At 67.2% G+C, this 15171-nt stretch carries 9 protein-coding genes; 3 read left to right on the top strand and 6 right to left on the bottom strand.

The annotated features are described in order from the left end of the window. Positions 1 to 49 precede the first annotated feature (49 nt). From JJJ16_RS01175 to iolE, 3 genes are all read left to right on the top strand, one after another. Positions 50 to 1126: a transaldolase family protein gene (locus tag JJJ16_RS01175; protein ID WP_219751061.1), complete on the top strand. Its 1077-nt coding sequence runs from the start codon at positions 50 to 52 to the stop codon at positions 1124 to 1126. 93 nt (positions 1127 to 1219) lie between these two features. Beyond that, complete coding sequence (gene iolG / locus JJJ16_RS01170) at positions 1220 to 2209, top strand: inositol 2-dehydrogenase (protein ID WP_219751060.1); 990 nt, start codon at positions 1220 to 1222, stop codon at positions 2207 to 2209. Between the two features lie 277 nt (positions 2210 to 2486). Continuing rightward, the gene (gene iolE / locus JJJ16_RS01165) at positions 2487 to 3413 is read left to right on the top strand and encodes a myo-inosose-2 dehydratase (RefSeq protein WP_219751059.1); all 927 of its coding nucleotides are present in this window, start codon (positions 2487 to 2489) and stop codon (positions 3411 to 3413) included. Positions 3414 to 3634: 221 nt separating this feature from the next. Here iolE and JJJ16_RS01160 read toward each other — a convergent pair whose 3' ends face one another. From JJJ16_RS01160 to JJJ16_RS01135, 6 genes are all read right to left on the bottom strand, one after another. Beyond that, positions 3635 to 5014, bottom strand: a complete 1380-nt coding sequence (locus JJJ16_RS01160) for an alpha-L-fucosidase (RefSeq protein ID WP_219751058.1) — start codon at positions 5012 to 5014, stop codon at positions 3635 to 3637. A 5-nt stretch (positions 5015 to 5019) separates the two neighbouring features. Further along, positions 5020 to 5841, bottom strand: a complete 822-nt coding sequence (locus JJJ16_RS01155) for a carbohydrate ABC transporter permease (RefSeq protein ID WP_219751057.1) — start codon at positions 5839 to 5841, stop codon at positions 5020 to 5022. Continuing rightward, the gene (locus JJJ16_RS01150) at positions 5834 to 6817 is read right to left on the bottom strand and encodes a carbohydrate ABC transporter permease (RefSeq protein ID WP_219751056.1); all 984 of its coding nucleotides are present in this window, start codon (positions 6815 to 6817) and stop codon (positions 5834 to 5836) included. Before JJJ16_RS01150 ends, JJJ16_RS01155 begins: the two co-directional genes overlap by 8 nt. A 137-nt stretch (positions 6818 to 6954) precedes the next feature. After that, positions 6955 to 8208: a sugar ABC transporter substrate-binding protein gene (locus JJJ16_RS01145; RefSeq protein ID WP_318836506.1), complete on the bottom strand. Its 1254-nt coding sequence runs from the start codon at positions 8206 to 8208 to the stop codon at positions 6955 to 6957. 294 nt (positions 8209 to 8502) lie between these two features. Continuing rightward, complete coding sequence (locus JJJ16_RS01140; protein WP_219751054.1) at positions 8503 to 11931, bottom strand: ATP-dependent DNA helicase; 3429 nt, start codon at positions 11929 to 11931, stop codon at positions 8503 to 8505. A gap of 19 nt (positions 11932 to 11950) precedes the next feature. Next, the gene (locus JJJ16_RS01135; RefSeq protein ID WP_219751053.1) at positions 11951 to 15136 is read right to left on the bottom strand and encodes a UrvD/REP family ATP-dependent DNA helicase; all 3186 of its coding nucleotides are present in this window, start codon (positions 15134 to 15136) and stop codon (positions 11951 to 11953) included. Between the last annotated feature and the right edge of the window lie 35 nt (positions 15137 to 15171).

Raw genomic sequence — 15171 nt, 5'->3', positions numbered from 1 at the left:
ATTTCCGACGGAGAAAGTCGAAAGCAATCACAAAGGAGTGCTTCCCGCCATGTCCATCGAGTACACCCCCGGCCCCCTTCTGGACGCCGCGCGTCACACCCCCACCGCCCTGTGGAACGATTCCTCGGATCCGGGTGAGCTGGCGCAGTCCATCTCCTTCGGCGGCGTTGGTGCTACCTGCAACCCGACCATCGCCTACACCTGCATCAACCAGCGTCGCGACGTGTGGCTACCCCGCATCGCGGAGCTCGCCAAGGAAATGCCCAACGCCACCGAGTCCGAGATCGGCTGGCAGGTCGTGCGCGAGCTGTCCCTCGAGGCCGCCAAGCTCCTCGAGCCCATTTTCGAGGCCGAGAACGGCCGCAACGGTCGCCTGTCTATGCAGACGGACCCGCGCCTGGCTCGCTCCGCCAAGGCTCTGGCCGACCAGGCCGAGGAGTTCCACAACCTCGCCAAGAACATCATCGTGAAGATCCCCGCCACCTCGGTGGGCATCGAGGCCATCGAAGAGGCCACCTACCGCGGCGTGTCCGTCAATGTGACGGTCTCCTTCTCCGTCGCACAGGCCGTCACCACGGGCGAGGCCATCGAGCGCGGCCTCAAGCGCCGCGAGGCCGAGGGTAAGGACACCTCCCAGATGGGCCCGGTCGTCACCCTCATGGTGGGCCGCCTCGACGACTGGATCAAGGAGGTCGCCGCGCGCGACGAGATGTTCCTGGATCCGGGTCACCTCGAGTGGGCGGGCATTGCCGCCTTCAAGCGCGCCTACCAGGAGTTCCGCAAGCGCGGCCTGCGCGCCCGCATGCTCTCTGCAGCGTTCCGTAACGTCATGCACTGGTCCGAGTTCGTCGGCGGCGACGTCGTCGTCTCCCCGCCGTTCAAGTGGGCCAAGCTCATCAACGACTCGGACTACAAGGTGGAAGAGCGCATGGACATCCCGGTGCGCGAGGACATCATGAAGACGCTGCTCTCAATCCCCGAGTTCGTCCGCGCCTACGAGCCCGACGGCATGACCCCGGAGGAGTTCGACACCTTCGGCGCCACCGTGAAGACCCTGCGCGGCTTCCTTCAGGCAGACGCTGACCTCGACGCCCTGGTGCGCGACGTCATTATGCCCGCTCCGTGATCCACCCGGTGGCCCCGCACGTCGCGTGTGGGGCCACCACCGGTCAAGGTTTTCTGCTCTCCAGCACCCCCTCTCACCTAGAAAGAAGCAAAGATGCTTAACATTGCCGTCATCGGCGCCGGTCGCATCGGCCACGTCCACGCCAAGACCATCGCCGCCCACCCCGGCGCCACCCTCGCCATCGTCGCAGATCCTTTCGGTGACGCCGCGCAGAAGCTGGCCGAGGTCTACGGCGCCCGTCACACGACCGACGTTGATTCCGTCTTCACCGACGAAGGCGTCGACGCCGTCGTTATCGGCTCTCCCACGCCACTGCACATCCCCCACCTGCTCGCCGCCGCCAAGGCCGGCAAGGCCGTGCTGTGCGAGAAGCCCATCGCGCTGGACATGAAGGACGTCGAGGCCGCTCGCGACGAGCTGGGCGCCGTGTCCGTGCCCGTCATGTTCGGCTTCAACCGCCGCTTCGACCCCTCCTTCGCCGCGGTTCACGCCCAGCTCGAAGAGGGAAAGATCGGCGATCTGGAGAACCTGCTCATCATCTCGCGTGACCCTGCCGCTCCCCCGGCCGAGTACGTGAAGGTTTCCGGCGGTATCTTCCGCGACATGACCATCCACGACTTCGACATGGCCCGCTTCTTCCTGGGCGACATCGTCGAGGTGCACGCCTTCGGCCAGAACTTCAACGAGGAGATCAGGGAAGCCGGCGACTTCGACGCCGCCGTGGTCACCCTGAAGAACGCCGCCGGCGTCGTCGCGACCATCGTCAACAACCGCAAGTGCTCGGCCGGCTACGACCAGCGCCTGGAGGCCCAGGGTTCGACGGGCACGCTTAACGCGGACAACATCCGCGCCACCACCGTGCGCCTGTCCAATGCCGAGGTCACGGATGCTGCCGAGCCGTACCTGGACTTCTTCCTGCAGCGTTACGCGGACGCCTACCGCATTGAGCTGACCGAGTTCATCGACGCGGTCGTCGCAGGCACCAAGCCCACGCCATCCATCGACGATGCGATCGAGGCTCTGCGCCTGGCCGAGGCCGCCACGGAGTCGGCGAAGACCGGCAAGCCCGTGTCGCTGGCCTGACATTCGGCTGAATAATCCCGGTGGGACGCCTCGCGTCCCACCGGGATTGTCTTATCCAGTGCATTGACCTTTACAGCATGCGTTACCACCTTGGGAACCGCCGCGACAATTCCCGCCAGCCACAGCCACGTATGGGCGTGCGTTCAGCACTGACAAACCCTCCTGAGAAATCTCCCAAGCCGCCATCTTTGTCTGGACAATCAAACGAGATTGAGTAGAATAGTGACACCGGCATAATTCGCCGATGCTTATTACCGCGACTCATAGGAGAGCTGCAATGACTCACGTCTACGATCCCGCAACCGCGATTTCGGACCCGAATGGCATCACCTGGGGCATGCACCCGATTGCGTGGCGTAACGACGACATTCCCGAGGTCGGCGAATGGAACACCATCGACGTCATGTTCGACGACCTGGCCGAGGCCGGCTTCGCTGGCACCGAGGTCGCCGGCTGGTACCCCTCGAAGGAAGAGACGAAGGAGAAGGCCGACGCCGCGGGCCTGAAGATCGTCGCCCAGTGGTTCTCCAGCTTCATCGTCCGCGACGGCGTCGACGCCGTCATCCCGGACTTCCGCGCCACCTGCGAGTACCTGCAGTTCCTGGGCGCGACCCGCGTCGTCGTCTCCGAGCAGACCGGCTCGGTGCAGGGCATCCGCGACATCTGCATCTTCGAGAACAAGCCCGTCCTCAAGGACGAGGAGTGGCCGGTCCTGGCCGAGGGCCTGAACAAGCTCGGCGAGATCGCCCACGAGTACGGCCTTGACCTGGTCTACCACCACCACCTGGGCACCGTCGTCCAGACCAAGGATGAGACGCTGCGCCTGCTCGAGCTGACCGATCCGGACAAGGTTTCCCTGCTCTTCGACACCGGCCACGCGTTCGTGGGCGATGGCGACGTCATGGGCCTACTGCGCGGCGCGATCGACCGCATCAAGCACGTGCATTTCAAGGACGTGCGCCCCTCCAAGCTGGAAGAGTCCCGCGAGGCCAAGCGCTCCTTCCTCGACTCCTTCCTCGCCGGCATGTTCACGGTCCCCGGCGACGGCACCATCGATTTCACCGAGCCCTACGCCTTCCTCGTTGAGCACGGCTACAAGGGCTGGATCCTGGTTGAAGCCGAGCAGGATCCGAAGATCGCCCCTCCGCTCGAGTACGCGCACATCGCGCGTGACTACGTAAAGGGCACGCTGCTGGGTCAGTGAGCAGCTTCGCGCGGTTCCTCAACTTCCCGCGCGAATCAACTGGGGGTGGAAGCGACTTGTTCGCTTCCACCCCTCTGTCGCTGTACGAGCCACGAAAGGCCTCGATGGATCTGTCAACGCTGACGGCGCTCACGTGGGACGCCCTCGCGCAGCAACGGTGCCGCTGCTCGCATAAAAAAGTTGTCGGCGCGAGCCTGAAGGCCCGCGCCGACAACCTCGTCTCACACCCGTGGGGCGGTGATGACCAGCGGCAGGGCATCGCCGCGAGCATCGCTCGGAGGCTGCTCCCCCGCCTGCACAGTCAGACTCCGCCCATCCCACGAGCACGCCGCGCCCGGCGTGAGGATCGTGGAACGCGAGTAGTCGAATCCGCTGGGCAAACCCGACACCTGCGTGACGGACGCATCCGCCACCACGGCGACGTGGTCCTCGTGAACGAGAAGGCGGACCCAGGCCTCGTCCTGCGAGGACTGCGCGGTGACGGCCTCGAAGTCGTTGGCCGACAGCGCACGCACGCCGCGCAGCTCCGATCCGTACAGGTCATTCCAGGCTCCCAGGCCCTCGAGGCACTCGCGCTGCTCGCGCGGGATCGTGCCGTCGGCACGCGGACCCACGTTGAGCAGGAGGCGACCGCCGCGCGAGACCACGTCCACCAGGTGGCGGACGGCGGCCGCGCCGCTGAGGTACTGGTGCTCGCCCTCGGCGCGGTTGTAGCCAAACGACAGGCCGACGCCTCGGCAGTTCTCCCACGGCTTGCCGCTCGTCTCAGAGTCGCCCATGTGCTGGTATTCGCTCGTCAGGTAGTCCGCGTGAACACCGCCGTAGCGGTCGTTCGTGACGCCCTCGGGGCGCGCCGCATAGAAGTACTCAAAGAGCGTACCCAGGCCGTGGGGGCCAAAGTTCTTGCCCTCGTCCGGCCAGTCGATGTCATTCCAGATGACGTCGGGCTGGTAGCGGTCGATCAGGTCGCGCACGTGCACGAAGCAGTAGCGCGCGTACTCCGCATCCTTGGGACGGCATAGATCCTTGCAGTCGTCTTCGGAGAGGATCGGGCGGTGGGGGCGGTAGTGCCAGTCCAGGCCGCCCGAGTAGTACAGGCCGACCCGCAGGCCCTCGTCGCGCGCGGCGTCCGCGAAGCCCGCCACGAGGTCGGTACGCGGTCCACGGCGCACCGTGTTGCGCGTGCCCGTCTCGGGGGCATCCCACAGGGTCACGCCGTCGTGGTGCTTGGTCGTCAGCACCGCGTAGCCGGCGCCGGCACGGTGGAACAGGCGCATCCACTCAGCCGGATCCCACGCGTCGGGGTCCCACGCGTCCAAGAACGCATCGTACGAAGCCGACCCGTACAGGTCCTTGTGGCGCTGCGCGGCCGGGGACCCCGGAATACGAATCGTGTTGAAGTACCACTCCGCGTAAGAATTGTGGGTGAACCAAGCCTCCCAGTCTTCCTCGACGCCCAGCTCGCCGTGATCCTCGGCCCACGCGGGCACCGAGTAGGGACCCCAGTGGACGAAGATCCCCAGGGGGGCATCCTCGAACCACTGCGGGGTCGGGCGCGCCAGCGCGCTCCAGCGCTCGGTATCAGTCATCGTTTCACTCATGTTCGTCACCGTCCTCCGAAGGCACCCAGGGTGACGCCCTTTTCCAGCTGCTTCTGCAGGAACACGACCAGCAGGATCGACGGGATCGTCGTCATCGTCACCGCGGCCATCAGCGGACCCCAGTCCGTGCCGCGCTCACCCGAGAACATCTGCAGACCCAGGGGGATCGTCGCCAGCGACGAATCGTTGACCACAATGAGGGGCCACAGGAACGCGGACCAGTAGTCGATGAACGCGAACACGCCAACCACGGTGATCGGCGCCTTAAGCAGGGGCAGCAGGATCTTCGTCAGGATCTGCCAGTCGCTGCAGCCGTCGATGCGTGCCGCCTCCTCGAACTCGAGGGGCAGGGACATGAGGAACTGACGGATCAGGAACGCGCCAAACGCGCCGAACGCGAAGGGCACGATGAGGGCGAAGTAGGAGTTGATCAGTCCCATGCGCTGCATGCCGATGTACAGCGGGATCACGAGGACTTCCTGGGGCAGGACGAGCGTTCCCAGGAACAGCATGAACAGGTGATCGCGGCCCTTGAAGCGCAGGCGCGCGAACGCGTAGGCGGACAGGACCGACACGACGACCACGAGGGCCGCACCGGCCAGCGACACGATGAACGAGTTGAGGACGACTCGGCCAAACGGAATCGAGTTAAGAGCCGACGGATAGTTGTCCCAGGCGATTCGGCTACCCGTCGGGCTCAGGCTAAAGACCTCGGTCGTGGGCTTGAGGGAGGTCGCAACCATCCACGCGAAGGGGAAGAGGAACGCGACCGCGATCAGCCCCAGGAGGACGACCGAAATCGTCGTTGATACGCGCTTGTTATGCATCGTAGTTCACCCACTTCTTCTGGCCAGCGAACTGCAGGGCCGTCACCGTCATGACAATCACGAAGAGCACCCACGCCATCGCGGACGCGTAGCCGAGCTTGTCGAAAGAGAAACCGTTGCGGTACAGGGCCAGCACGATCGTGTTGGTCGCCTCGCCCGGGCCGCCCAGCGTCAGGAAGTAGGGCTGAGCGAAGACCTTGAAGGCGCCGATGATCGTCATGACCGTGCAGAAGAAGACGGTCGGAGAAATCATCGGGAAGACGACCTTGAAGAAGCGCTGGACGCCGTTGCAGCCGTCGATCGTCGCGGCCTCGAGCACCGAGGTGTTCAGGCCGTTGAGGCCAGCCGTCAGCACGACGATGTTGTAGCCCAGGCCCTGCCACAGGCTCATCATGAGCAACGAGCCCATCGCGAGAGCCGGGTGGTTCAGGAAGGGGATGTGTTCGATACCGAAGACGGCCAGGGCCGAGTTGACCACGCCGTTGTCGGAGAGCATGAGGCGCCAGATCAGCGCGTTACCGACCATCGGCGTGACGACCGGGATGAAGGAGATGACGCGCAGGATGCGGCTGAGCCATTCGGGAACGCGCTGGAGCCAGTAGCTCAGGCCAATCGAGATCACCAGGTTCAGCGCCGTGTAGCAGGCGGCGAACACGACGGTGTTGCGCATGACCGTCCAGAACGCCGGGTCCTCGCCGCTGAGCATGCGCCGGTAGTTTTCCACTCCGATGAAGCGGCCGCCGCCGAAGATCGACCAGTCGTAGAAGGAGATCACAAGGGACGCGATCAGGGGCAGGACGATGAAGACAAGGAAGCCCGTCATTCCGGGCGAGAGGTAGATGAGGGCGCGCAGTCCATCACCGCGCCGACCCTCAGCGCGCGCGGAGTCTTTACCGCGCTTGGAGGCCTTCGCCTCCCCCGCGCCAGCCGCGCCCGAGGGCGCCTCGCGGCCGGGTTTCACAGTGTCAACGCTCATGAGCTTTGCACACCTTTCGTCGAGTGTCAGTGGGTTGTGCAGTCCCGCTCACGCCGTCGTTAGCGCTAACGGGAAGAAACCCACGAAACGAGGCCGGGGAACCGAGCGGCCCCGGCCTCGTTCATGGTGAGCTGGGATCAGCCAGCGGAGTTCTGCAGATCGGTGAGGATATCCAGCGCGGTCTTGGTGCCGCGGAAGCCCTCAGGCGAGTACTGCTGGAAGGACGTGTTGATCTGGTTCCACGTCGTGGTCGTCACCAGCGGGGTGCCATTGTCGAGCAGAGCCTGCACGGCCGCGGCGGTATCCGCGGGCTTGTTGGCAGCCCACTTGTCCATCGCGGACTCAACGGAGGGAACGGTGCCCTGCTTGTCAGCGACAGTGCCGATGACCTCGGGGGTGACCAGCTGCTTGAGGACGTCGAAGGCAGCCTGCTTGTCCGGGCAGGACTTCGCGATGCCGAAGCCAGAACCCTGGATAACCGCACGAGGCTGACCCGTGGGGGTCGGGATGACGGCGACACCGAGCTTATCGCCCAGCTCCTTCTCGAAGGAGCCGTACATCCACGGGCCGTCCACGATCATCGCGGCGGTGCCGGAGGTGAAGGCGGTCTGCGCGGGGCCGTCGTTGTCGGCAGCGTTCGGGGCAACCGCGACCTGCTCCTTGTGGACCAGGTCGAAGGCGAACTGGACGCCCTCAACGAACTTGGGATCCGTCAGGGTGTTCTTGCCGTCCGCAGAAACCTGGCCGCCGAATGAGATACCGAAGTCACCGGGGGCATTGCCCAGGAGGAGCGGCTTGACGGCGATGCCGTACTTGCCATCCCCCGTCAGCGCCTTGGCGTCCTTGAGGAACTGCTCAGTCGTGTAGGAGGTCGAGGGGGCCTGCAGGCCGGCCTTCTCAAACATCTCACGGTTGTAGTACAGGACGTCGGGCTCAGCATCGTAGGGCAGGGCCAGAACCTTGCCATCAACCGTCATTCCCTGCATCATCGCAGCGTTGTAGTCGGAGGCCTTGATGCCGGCGGCTTCCATGTAGGAGTCGAGAGGCTCAAGCAGGCCGGACAGCTCCTGCGCGCGGGCTGCCTGGGTCGTGAGGATGCAGGGCGCATCGGAGGCGACCATGCGGGTCTTGACCTTGGTCCAGTAGTCGTTGAAGGCCGGGCCGTCGAAGGTCAGGGTGAAGTTGGGATCCTTCTCCTTGGCCGCGTCCACGAAGGACTGCCACTGGGCGCGGTCGTTATCCGTGGAGACCCAGGTGTACATCTGGTGGACCTGGTCCGAAGCAGAACCACCGCTGGAGCTGGTGCTACCCGATCCGCACGCGCCTGCGAGCAGAGCGAAGGCCGAGGCGGTCGCACCGAGTGCGAGGAACTTGGAGATAGTGGGGCGCACGCTGCGCTCCTTCCTTGTCAGGGGCACCGGGGGTTCCAGTGATCGCGTTGCCTCTCTGTAACGCGACTGGCGGGAACGTTCCCGGAAGTGCCGTCTCTCGTCATTGAAATTGACAGGACAACTGTACCAGCCTCTGAACAGGGCACACAAGCCATATTTTCAAATTCATCACATCCGGCGATTAAGTCTGACTATCCTGTGAAGACTTTTCACAACCCGACTGAGAGGCCTTTCAACCATTTTTGACAAACTTTTGCCCGCCTGTCACCCCTTCAGTTGGATTAAACAGGGATTTCAATTCTCAAGAACATCCCGTAGCGCCTCATCCAGGGACGACGCGCCCGACCCCAGCATGGCCTCGAGGCTCTCGAGCGTGTGGTGCGAGGGGCCCGCCAGGAAGGCGACCATCGCCCCCACCTGGGAGGTGTCCACGCCCGTGCGGGCCGCCCACGCGCGCTGGTACAGGCGCAGCTGAGTCACGAAGTAGGCGACCTTTTCCGGCTTGGTCGTGGCGGTCACCGGGCGTCCACTCTTCCAGTCGACGACCAGGTATCGGGGACCTTCGCCGCGCACGCGCTCGAACACGGCGTCGATGCGGCCCTGGACGGACACGCCGCCCACCTCCACCGAGAAGGCCTCCTCGATCGCGACGGCCCGGTAGGCAGACAGCTCGTTCGCAACAAACGCGCGGAAGTTCGCGCGCAGCCGCTCCAGGCGCTCGCGCTCACCGTCCGTCAGCAGGGCCTCGTCCGACGCGTCGTCGCCGCCGGCCAGAGCGGCATCCTCACCCGCACCCACCTCGTTGCCCACGGTGATCTCCGAGGCCGGATCCGCGCTCGCGAGGTGAAGCTCGCGCTCCACCCACGCGTGAAACACCGTGCCCAGCGCGGAGAACGAGCTAGGGCGAGCCGGCATGGGTCGGCGCATATCTCGTGCGAACTCATCCGCGTCCTGCAGGAGGGCCGACACGGACGTCGCGGGCACCCGCTCGGCCCACAGCTCCACAACCGGCGTCTCAAGCCCCAGGTGATACTCCTCGATGAGTGCAACCGTATCGCGCACCGCGGGGTCCTCCCCCAGCTGCGCCAATGCCTCGTACACATCCTGATCCTGCCCCAGGTCGCGGATCTGCACCTCGACGGCCTGCGCGGCCGCGGCGACCCTCTGGCGCGAGGGCCCGGGTTCCTCCGGGAAGGACACCGACGCTGCACCGGCCCCACTGTCGACGATGTCCTCGTCGCCGGGCTCCGGCGCGATCAGGCACACCCCGGCCCCGGAGACCGATTCCACCCCCAGGCTGCGCCAATCTCCCCTGGCCCACACGCCGCGGTCCCCCACGCGCACGAGCGAGTCGTCGACCAGATCCGGCGCATCACCGAACAGCTGTGCTCGCGCCTCCATCAGGTAGCGGGAGGGCTGGCGCGAGGACGAACCCGTCCGATAGATCCACGAGCCAACGAGGAGCTGGATGCTCCGAGCGCGCGTCATCGCCACGTACGCCAGGCGGCGCTCCTCGCGCTCCGCGTGCACACCCAGCGCGCGCCCGTAGTGCCCCTTCACCCACTTCGAATACGCGGCAGAGGGCTTGGCCTCGCCCTCCACGTCCAGCAAAAACGGCGGCAGATCCGCGCGATCCCCGCGCAGCGGGTGCGGCAACGCGCTGGCATCCGTCAACCAGGCAGTAGCGATCGGCGGCTCGTCCAGCCACGACACCGTCTTGCGCTTGTCGTGCGACGGGAAGATGCCGTCGCTCAACCCGAAGACGACGACGCAATCCCACTCGAGGCCCTTGGAGGCGTGGACCGTCATGATCTGCACGGCGCGCGGATCCGGCTCCCCCAGGGGTGCCTCGAGTCCATCCTCGCGCTCGTCGGCCATGCGCAGGTATGCCAGGAACGAGCCGAGGGAGGCCCCCGGCGTGTCCTTCTCGTAGGCCGCCGTCACCGCGATGAACTCATCGAGCACGGCTCGCCCGCCCATCGACAGCGGATCTGCGATCACATCGTCCAACGTGCCCATGATGAGGATCGCCCGCTCGACCTGCTCGGTCACCGAGCGCCCCACGCCCTCGCGGACCTGCCGCAGGCGCTCGCCCAGCAGCCGCACGCGGCGCACCGCCTCCTCACTGATCGCGGGCCGCCCCTCGGCCGCCCACCCCGGCTCCGGCGGAGAATCCACCGCATCCAAAAGGACCGCCTGGTGCGGGTTCGTCCCCTCCGAGCGGGCGAGGACGCGCGACCAGTCGCCCAGCGCCATCAGGTCGGTGGCCCCCAGGTCGATGCCCGCCAGCAGGCGCGCCAGCCACGGGGAGGCCTCAACGTCATAGGCCAGTTCCAGCGCGGCGCGCACATCCTGCACGGCGGGCTGGTCGAGCAGACCGCCGAGCCCCACGATCTCCGTCGGGATACCCGCGTCGCGCAGGGCAGCGTCCACGTACGCGAAATCCTTGCGGCGCCTGCACAGCACCGCGACCGTGCGCCGCTTGCCGCCCTCACTCGCCTGGGAGCGCACGCTACGGGCGAAGTCGACGACGGTACCCAGCGCGGCCTCGTAGTCAGGGGCGTACGCAACGTCGACATGCCCGGACCCCGCTCCATTTCGTGCGACCAGGACGGGCGACTGGGCCTTGAGGTGCTCTTTGCCCTCCTGGTACGCGGCGACCTCGCGCAGGGGCGCGGCCACGCGATTCGCCGCGTCCAGGATCGTCTGGTCGTTGCGCCAAGCCGTGGACAGGGTAAGCGTCTGGCTCTCCTGCGCCTCCCCCGTCTGGAATCGATCCAGGAAGGACTCCAGCGACGAGGCCGAGGCCCCCCTCCACCCGTAAATAGCCTGATTCGGGTCGCCCACCGCGGTGACAGCGTGGTCGCCAAACAGCATGGACAGCAGGTCCATCTGGATGACGGACGTGTCCTGGAACTCGTCGAGGAGGACCGCGCGGAACTCTTCGCGCAGCGACTCGCGAACCGCCGGGGCCTCGCGGACAATGCGCGTGGCCAGGACGAGCTGGTCGGAAAAGTCCAGCACACCCATGTCGCGCTTGCGCTTCTGATACTCCGCGATGGGGTCAAGGAAGGCGATGCGGCGCCGGTTCGCGCGCAGCAGGCGCCGCGCGTCGTCATTCGTCTCGCCCACCTGTTCGAGCTCGCGCCCAAAGTCGACGAGGGCCTCGCGGGCGCTCTCCACCGTGTACCCGTGCTCGGCGACCTCCCCAGCCAGGTGCAGGATCTGGCCGACTGCGCCCAGGGGTGTGAGATCCTCGTCGAGGTCGGTGGGCCACGCCTCGACGATCTGCAGCATGAGATCCAGAGCCCCGGCCTCGGAGAGCATCGAGAAATCGGGGTCGATGCCGATGCGCATCCCGTGCTCGGACACGATGCGTTCGGCGAAGGAGTTGTAGGTGAGGGATACGGGGTCCTCGTCGAGGCGCTCGCGCAGCTGCGGCATCTCGCGCGAGAGCAGCCGGATGCGTTCGCGCAGGCGCTCCCCCAGCTCGCCCGCCGCCTTGCGCGTGAAGGTGAGGCCCAGGATCGAGGACGGGCTCAAGTCGGGGTGATTGGCGAGGAGCCACAGCACACGCATCGACATGGTCTCGGTCTTACCCGACCCCGCGCCCGCCACGACGAGGAGTGGGCGACGCGGGGCCTCGATGACGCGCACCTGCTCGGGCGTCGGTGTCTTCGTCGCGTCGACGATCGCCTGAATCTGCAGGGCACTCAGAGCCATTGCGCTGTCCTTTCCCACGTCACTCCACCACCTTGCGGCCGCGCTCGCGCGCAGGGCACAGCCGGTCGAAGGAGCAGTATCGGCAAGCCTCCGCAGAGGGCCTCGCCTCGAAGTACGGGCCACGGGCGCTGAGTGCCACCTCGCGCACCGACTCGCGCCACCGCTCCAGCTCCTCGCCCTGGAGCGCAGGCTGATCGTAGATCTGCGGCTTGGAACCGCCCAGCAGCGTGATGCGAGCCCCCGCGACCTTTTCGCCCGAGGCGAGCAGGGCCATCTGATAGGCGGCCAGCTGCGGGTTCTCCAGGACGTTGGCCTTCGTGTAACCGCTCTTACCGGTCTTCAGGTCAGTCACGCGCACGCCCTCGTCCACCTGCTCGAGTCGGTCCATCCGGCCTCGGATGGTCACGCCCTCGACCTCGGCCGACACCGTCTGCTCAACCGCAACGTCACCGGGCACGCCGACGACGTAGGAGGCCAGGTTGTTCACGATCTCGCGCGCGTGACGGTCGGCGACGCGCCCCGCCCACGTGTCCAGGTTGTAGCCCAGCTCCTCGATGCGCGCCTCCAGCGCCTCGGTCAGCTCCTCGGGGGTGCCGTGCGGATGCTCCTCGGCGACCGCGTGGACGAGCGTGCCGAGGCTGGCAGCCGCGTTCGAGGGCGCGTCGGCTCCGATCGTCGTGAGGAACCACCGCAGCGGGCATGCCAGCGCGCGTTCGAATTGCGACGGGGACAGGACGATCTGCCCGCGGTAGTCCTGCGCGCTGGTCGGCGTGCCGCCCGCACCCAGCCACCGGTGCGGCTGCGCGGAAGCGATCCCCTCGCGCGCCATGAGAGCCAGGAGGGTGGCGGCGAGCTGGGCGTCAGCCGGCTCGTCGGAGTTGGCCGCGCGCGCCCGCAGGTCCGCGATATGCCCGGACAGGGACAGCGGCGCCTCGACCGGATCCACCGGGACGATGTCGTTCTCTCGATGGGTGCCCGCCAAGCGCGCCACCAGGTCGAAAAACACCGAGGGCGCCGCATCCTCCGAGCGCACCGCGCCGGCGTGCACGATGCTGCGCGAGCGCGTCACGGCCGCGACGAAGAGGCGATACTCGTCGTCCAGCACCGCGCGCCGGGCCGAGCGCGTCGAGTCGATGAGCTCCTCGCGCCCGTCCTCGCCCACGGCGATACGGCCCGCCCCCACGTCCGCAAGGAGATCAGCGCGCAGGATCCGGTCACGCAGGCGCAGGTTCGGCCAGGCTCCGTCCTGCAGGCCCGCGAGGACGACGACCTGCCAGTGGCGACCCATCGCCTGCGCGGGCGTGAGGACCTCGACACCGCCCGGACGCACGCCCACGCGCGAAATCGTGTCGATGGGGACCGAACCGGCCAGCAGCTCCGATGCGAAGCCCACGGCGGAACCTGCGGGGTTGCGCTGCTCCCACACGTCGGCGACGCGCAGGAGCGCCACGACAGCGTCCAGCTGATCGTCGTACCAGCCCGACGACTCGTCCGATGCGATGGCCCGAGAGCGCCACTCACCGGCCACCCCGGATGCCTCCCAGAGGGACCACAGGCGTTCCTGGGGGCGCGCGCTGCCGCTCATCCCCAGCTCCCACAGGCGCGCGGCCGTCTCAAGCGGACGCGCGAGCATTGCTCCGGCACGGGCGCGCTTGCCGCCCGCCTGCTCGGCCTGTTCGATGAACTGCCTCCACGTCTGCGGGTCACTGACGAGGTCGGCAGCCGTCAACGGGATCAGCACGGCCTCGTCGCCCGCTTCCTCGGCGGCCTGGGCGCGCGCGGCGTTCAGGCGGCGTAGGAGACGGTGGATGGCGAGGGCGTCGGCGCGCACGAGGGGCGAGGGCAGGAGGCGCTCGGCGAGCTCGCGGCGCACGGCCCCGTCCGTGTCGCTCGCCCCCGTCGGCATGGTCACCAGGTCCAGGAGCAGGCGCGTCGTCGGCTGCGTCGCGAAATCGAAGGCCCGGCCGCCACCCGCGACGGGGACGCCGCCGCGCGCCAGGTATCGGGTGGTTTCGGCGACCATCGAGGAGCTGCGCACAATAACGACCTGATCCGCAAAGTCGATGCCGTCGTGCAGATGGTGGGACCTGAGGGCTCGCGCGATGAGGGCCCCCATCTGCGAGGGCGTGGAACCCAGGTGCGTGAACAGACGTCCCTGGGGGGCATCGTCCGAGACGCCGGCCTCGCGCCGGGCGGGTGATCCGGACTGTGCGATGCGCGTGCATGCCTGGCGTGCCAGCTCCCGCACGGCGCGGGACATGTCGTAGACCTGGCCGAGCTCCGCGATCTCAACGCCCAGGGCGGATGCGAGCCGGCGGTCCAGGTGCGGTTCGCCGCCGCGATACCCAGCCACGGCCACGTCGGAATCCGAAAACGCAACGATCCGAGCACCCGCGTCGCGGCAGGCGGTCAGCAGCCTCAGCGTCGAAGGCGTGCAATCCTGCAGGTCATCGACGATTACGACATCCGGAACCGGGGACGGCGCCTGCACGCCGTGCTTCGGCGCGTCCTGCTCCCACGCGTCGATCAGATCGGCCGCGAGCACCTGGATCCGAGACAGGTCCACGCGCAGGGTGCGCGGATACTCCGGCGAACGCTCGGGTCCTTCCTCCAGCGCAGCAATGATCGCACCCGCACCCTGCCACTCCGGACGGCCGAACCGAGCCCCGGCCTCGGACAGGGAGGACGCGTCCATCCCGGCCTCGCCCGCGCGGGCCACCAAGTTGCGCAACTCCGCGCGGAAGGCCGGCATCGCACGCATCTGCGGTCCGATGTCCTCGGGCCACGGTGCCTCCACGGACTCCAGGGCCTCGGCGAGCATCTGGTCCTGGGCCGCGCCCGTCACCAGCTCGACCCCCTCCAACGGCACGTCGCGCTGGGTGCGCCACGTGGCCACCACCTGATAGGCGAAGGACGCAGGGGTGCGCACCGGGCGCACCGCGTCCGGGCCAAGCGCCTGCGCGCGCGGGGTCAGCACGTCGGCGCGCGTGCGATCGGGAGCGAGAATCAGCGCGGAGCGACCCTGGGAGGCCGCCTGCTCGAACACGGCCAGGGCACACGTACTCCGTCCCGACGACGGCGCGCCGCGCGCAATCACGTCGCCCGAGCGCGCCGCGTCCACGACCGCGCGCTGGCGCGCGTTCAGCTCCGGCAGACGCCACCAATCGGCGCTGCGGCTGCGCAACCTGACCTGAATTTCGCTCATAACGCAATACTCGCAGACCCCACCCGCATCTGCGG

Origin of the sequence: Schaalia sp. ORNL0103, assembly GCF_019429565.1 — a bacterium.
Classification (GTDB): Bacteria; Actinomycetota; Actinomycetes; order Actinomycetales; family Actinomycetaceae; genus Pauljensenia.
The sequence above is the reverse complement of the archived record's forward strand: the minus strand, read 5'-3'. Positions and strand labels throughout refer to the sequence as shown.

Excerpts from the sequence above, each read along its gene's own strand:
- JJJ16_RS01175 (WP_219751061.1), top strand. The coding sequence starts at position 50 with ATGTCCATCGAGTACACCCCCGGCCCCCTTCTGGACGCCGCGCGTCAC.
- iolG (WP_219751060.1), top strand. The coding sequence starts at position 1,220 with ATGCTTAACATTGCCGTCATCGGCGCCGGTCGCATCGGCCACGTCCAC.
- iolE (WP_219751059.1), top strand. The coding sequence starts at position 2,487 with ATGACTCACGTCTACGATCCCGCAACCGCGATTTCGGACCCGAATGGC.
- JJJ16_RS01160 (WP_219751058.1), bottom strand. The coding sequence starts at position 5,014 with ATGAGTGAAACGATGACTGATACCGAGCGCTGGAGCGCGCTGGCGCGC.
- JJJ16_RS01155 (WP_219751057.1), bottom strand. The coding sequence starts at position 5,841 with ATGCATAACAAGCGCGTATCAACGACGATTTCGGTCGTCCTCCTGGGG.
- JJJ16_RS01150 (WP_219751056.1), bottom strand. The coding sequence starts at position 6,817 with ATGAGCGTTGACACTGTGAAACCCGGCCGCGAGGCGCCCTCGGGCGCG.
- JJJ16_RS01140 (WP_219751054.1), bottom strand. The coding sequence starts at position 11,931 with ATGGCTCTGAGTGCCCTGCAGATTCAGGCGATCGTCGACGCGACGAAG.
- JJJ16_RS01135 (WP_219751053.1), bottom strand. The coding sequence starts at position 15,136 with ATGAGCGAAATTCAGGTCAGGTTGCGCAGCCGCAGCGCCGATTGGTGG.